This window comes from Streptomyces sp. 15-116A (genome assembly GCF_025290915.1).
Classification (GTDB): Bacteria; Actinomycetota; Actinomycetes; order Streptomycetales; family Streptomycetaceae; genus Streptomyces.
The window spans coordinates 1-3,209 of record NZ_JAOCQE010000448.1; the positions used below are offsets into that span (position 1 = coordinate 1).

A 3,209-nucleotide genomic window follows, 5' to 3' on the forward strand; every position below is an offset into this window, starting at 1 on the left:
TGCCTACCGCTGATCCCCGCGCCGCGCGCCCGAGGCGATGCCCGCAGGATCTCCCGTCGGCGCACGCCCGCGCCGCCCGCCCCCTCGCGCGCCGCGCCCCGGGCGCGGAGGCACCATGGACCCCATGAAGCTCACCAAGAAGTCGCACTCCTGTGTCCGGCTGGAGAAGGACGGCCGCGTGCTCGTGCTCGATCCCGGGTCGTTCAGCGAGGAGGACGCCGCGAGCGGCGCGGAGGCGATCCTGGTCACGCACGAGCATCCCGACCACTTCGACGAGGGGCGGCTGCGGGCCGCGCTGGAGGCCGACCCCGGCGTCGAGGTCTGGACGCTGAAGTCCGTCGCGGACCAGCTCGCCCCGGCGTTCCCCGGCCGGGTCCACACCGTCGGCCACGGCGACACCTTCTCCGCCGCCGGCTTCGACGTCCAGGTGCACGGCGAGCTGCACGCGGTGATCCACCCGGACATCCCTCGCGTCACCAACGTCGGCTATCTCGTCGACGGTGGCGCGCTCTTCCACCCCGGCGACGCCCTCACCGTCCCCGACCACCCGGTCGAGACGCTGCTGCTTCCCGTGATGGCCCCCTGGAGCAAGATCTGGGAGGTCATCGACTACGTCCGCGAGGTCCGCCCGCGGCGCGCCTACGACATCCACGACGCCCTGCTCACCGACCTCGCCCGCCCGATCTACGACCGCCAGATCGGCGCCCTCGGCGGCGCGGAGCACCTGCGGCTGGCCCCCGGAGTGTCGGCCGAACTCTGAGAAAGCCGCACGTCACGGGCGTCCGGCGGGCGGTGGTCGAGCGTTGTCGGACCCTCCGGGTAGGTTGTGGGACATGCGCATCGCTACCTGGAACGTGAACTCGATCACCGCCCGCCTGCCGAGGCTGCTCGCCTGGCTGGAGAGCAGCGGCACGGACGTCCTGTGCCTCCAGGAGGCCAAGGTCGCCGAGGAGCAGTTCCCGACGGAGCAACTGCGCGAGCTGGGCTACGAGTCGGCGGTCCACGCCACCGGCCGGTGGAACGGCGTGGCGGTGCTCTCCCGCGTCGGCATCGAGGAGGTCGTCAAGGGCCTGCCCGGCGACCCCGGTTACGACGGCTCGGTGGAGCCCCGCGCCATTTCCGCGACCTGCGGCCCGGTCCGCGTCTGGTCGGTGTACGTGCCCAACGGCCGTGAGGTGGACCACCCCCACTACGCCTACAAGCTCCAGTGGATCGAGGCGCTGAAGGCCGCCGTCGCCGGCGACGCCGCGGGCAGCCGCCCGTTCGCGGTGCTGGGCGACTACAACATCGCGCCGACCGACGACGACGTCTTCGACCGGGCCGCCTTCGAGGGGTCCACCCATGTCACCCCCGCCGAGCGCGCCGCCCTCGCCTCCCTGCGCGAGGCCGGCCTGTCCGATGTCGTCCCGCGCCCGCTGAAGTACGAGCACCCGTTCACGTACTGGGACTACCGCCAGCTCTGCTTCCCCAAGAACCGCGGCATGCGCATCGACCTGGTGTACGGCAACGAGCCCTTCGCGAAGGCCGTCAAGGACTCCTACGTCGACCGCGAGGAGCGCAAGGGCAAGGGCGCCTCGGACCACGCGCCGGTGGTGGTGGACCTGGAGGTGTAGCCGGTCCCGCTACGGCCGGCCCGTCAGCGCCCGCAGCTCCACCGACCGGGCCAGCGCCGCGTATCCCGCGTCGCCCGGATGCAGATGGTCCCCGCTGTCGTACGCGGGCAGCATCCGGGCCGGGTGCTCCGGGTCCCGCAGCACCGCGTCGAAGTCCAGTACGCCGTCGAAGACGCCCGAGGTGCGGATCCACGCGTTCACCGCGACCCGTCCCGCCTCCACGGCGGCCGTGCAGCGCGCCTCGCCCTCGCAGGGCAGCAGGGTCGCCCCCAGCATCCGCACCCCTCGCTCCCGGCCGCGCGCCGCGATCTCCCGCAGCCCCGCCACGACCTGCCCCGCCGACGCGCCCCACCGCAGATCGTTGACGCCCTCGAACACCACCGCCGTACGCACCGACGTCTGGGCGAGCACATCCCGGTCGAAGCGGTGCAGGGCGCTCACCCCGGCCGTGTCCGTGGACACCCCGTCCCCGGGATAGCGGTCCGACACCACACGGTTTCCGGAGATTCCCTGGTTGAGCACCCCATGGTGCGGGACCACATGCTGCGCGCGCAGCCGGTCGGTCAGCACATCGGTACAGCGCCGGTTCGCGTCCGGCGTGGAGCCCACCCCGTCGGTGATCGAGTTCCCGAGCACCACCACCGACCCGGGCCCACCCGCCACGTCCACCCCGGTCAGCAGCGGCCAATCGGTCAGGGCGGTCGTGTACGCGGCGGGGGAGCGGTCCGCCGTGTGGTCGCCCGGCCCGCTCAGATACGAGCGCTGCATCGCCCGCGCGTGCACCGGCGCCGCCCGCATCGTCCCCGGCAGATGGAAACTCACCAGCAGATCCGCGTCGGCCGGTACGTCGAAGGCCAGCGGATCGGTGTACGCCTGCGCCCCGGCCGGTACGACGATCCCCGCCCGGCCCCGGAAGGTCAGCCGCACCGGCGTGCCCCGCGCCCCGGCCCCCGCCGCCCGCGCCGCCACGGTCGCCCGCCCGATGCGCACCGGCCCCGCCGCGAAGGTGTTGTCGAACCGCAGCCGCACGCGCGGCCCGCCCACCGAGGTGTGCACCACCAGCCGCAGCGTACGGTCCGACCAGGGCCCCACGGGCCGGTACCCGGAGGTGGAGGCCGCCCAACTCCCCGTCCAGCCACGCGAGATGTCCCGTACCGACAGTGCGAACACATGAAGTCCGGGCGCTCGCGGCAGCCGTACCGAGACCACCGGCCGGCCGGGCCGCAGCGGCACCGTCCGCACGTACAGCCGTGCCCGTGCGGTGAGTTGACCGGCGGGCGTGTTGATGTGCGGCAGGGCGACGGCCTTCGTGGCGAGCGAACCGGTGCGCCAGTCGGGCACCGTGAGCCGATACGTGCTGCGGCTGCCGTCGGCGTGGACGACCGTCCCCGTCCCGGCGAGCTCCCGGCCCGCCGTGCCCGCCACCAGAAAGGCCAGCGCGTCCCCACTCCCGTCCACACGGACCCACTGCCCGTCGGCCCGCACGTTGTCCGGCTCGCCCGGCCGCCGCTGCGGCCAGGTCAGCCGGGCGCCCTGCACGGTGAGCGTCCGGCCCGGGGTCCAGCCCGCCGCCGCGAGATCCCGCGCCGACAGCGA

The 3,209-nt window shown here is 73.9% G+C and carries 3 protein-coding genes; 2 read left to right on the forward strand and 1 reads right to left on the reverse strand.

The genetic code is table 11. From position 1 onward, the window contains the following. Positions 1-124 precede the first annotated feature (124 nt). Entirely contained in the window at positions 125-760 is a 636-nt protein-coding gene (locus N4P33_RS34140; protein WP_260830805.1) for an MBL fold metallo-hydrolase, read from the forward strand. A gap of 73 nt (positions 761-833) precedes the next feature. Then, the gene (locus N4P33_RS34145; protein WP_260830806.1) at positions 834-1,613 is read left to right on the forward strand and encodes an exodeoxyribonuclease III; all 780 of its coding nucleotides are present in this window, start codon (positions 834-836) and stop codon (positions 1,611-1,613) included. Between the two features lie 9 nt (positions 1,614-1,622). On the opposite strand, the gene N4P33_RS34150 is transcribed toward N4P33_RS34145, so the two are convergent. Continuing rightward, positions 1,623-3,209 (reverse strand): SGNH/GDSL hydrolase family protein (locus N4P33_RS34150; protein WP_260830807.1); only part of this gene is annotated, 1,587 nt, incomplete at its 5' end.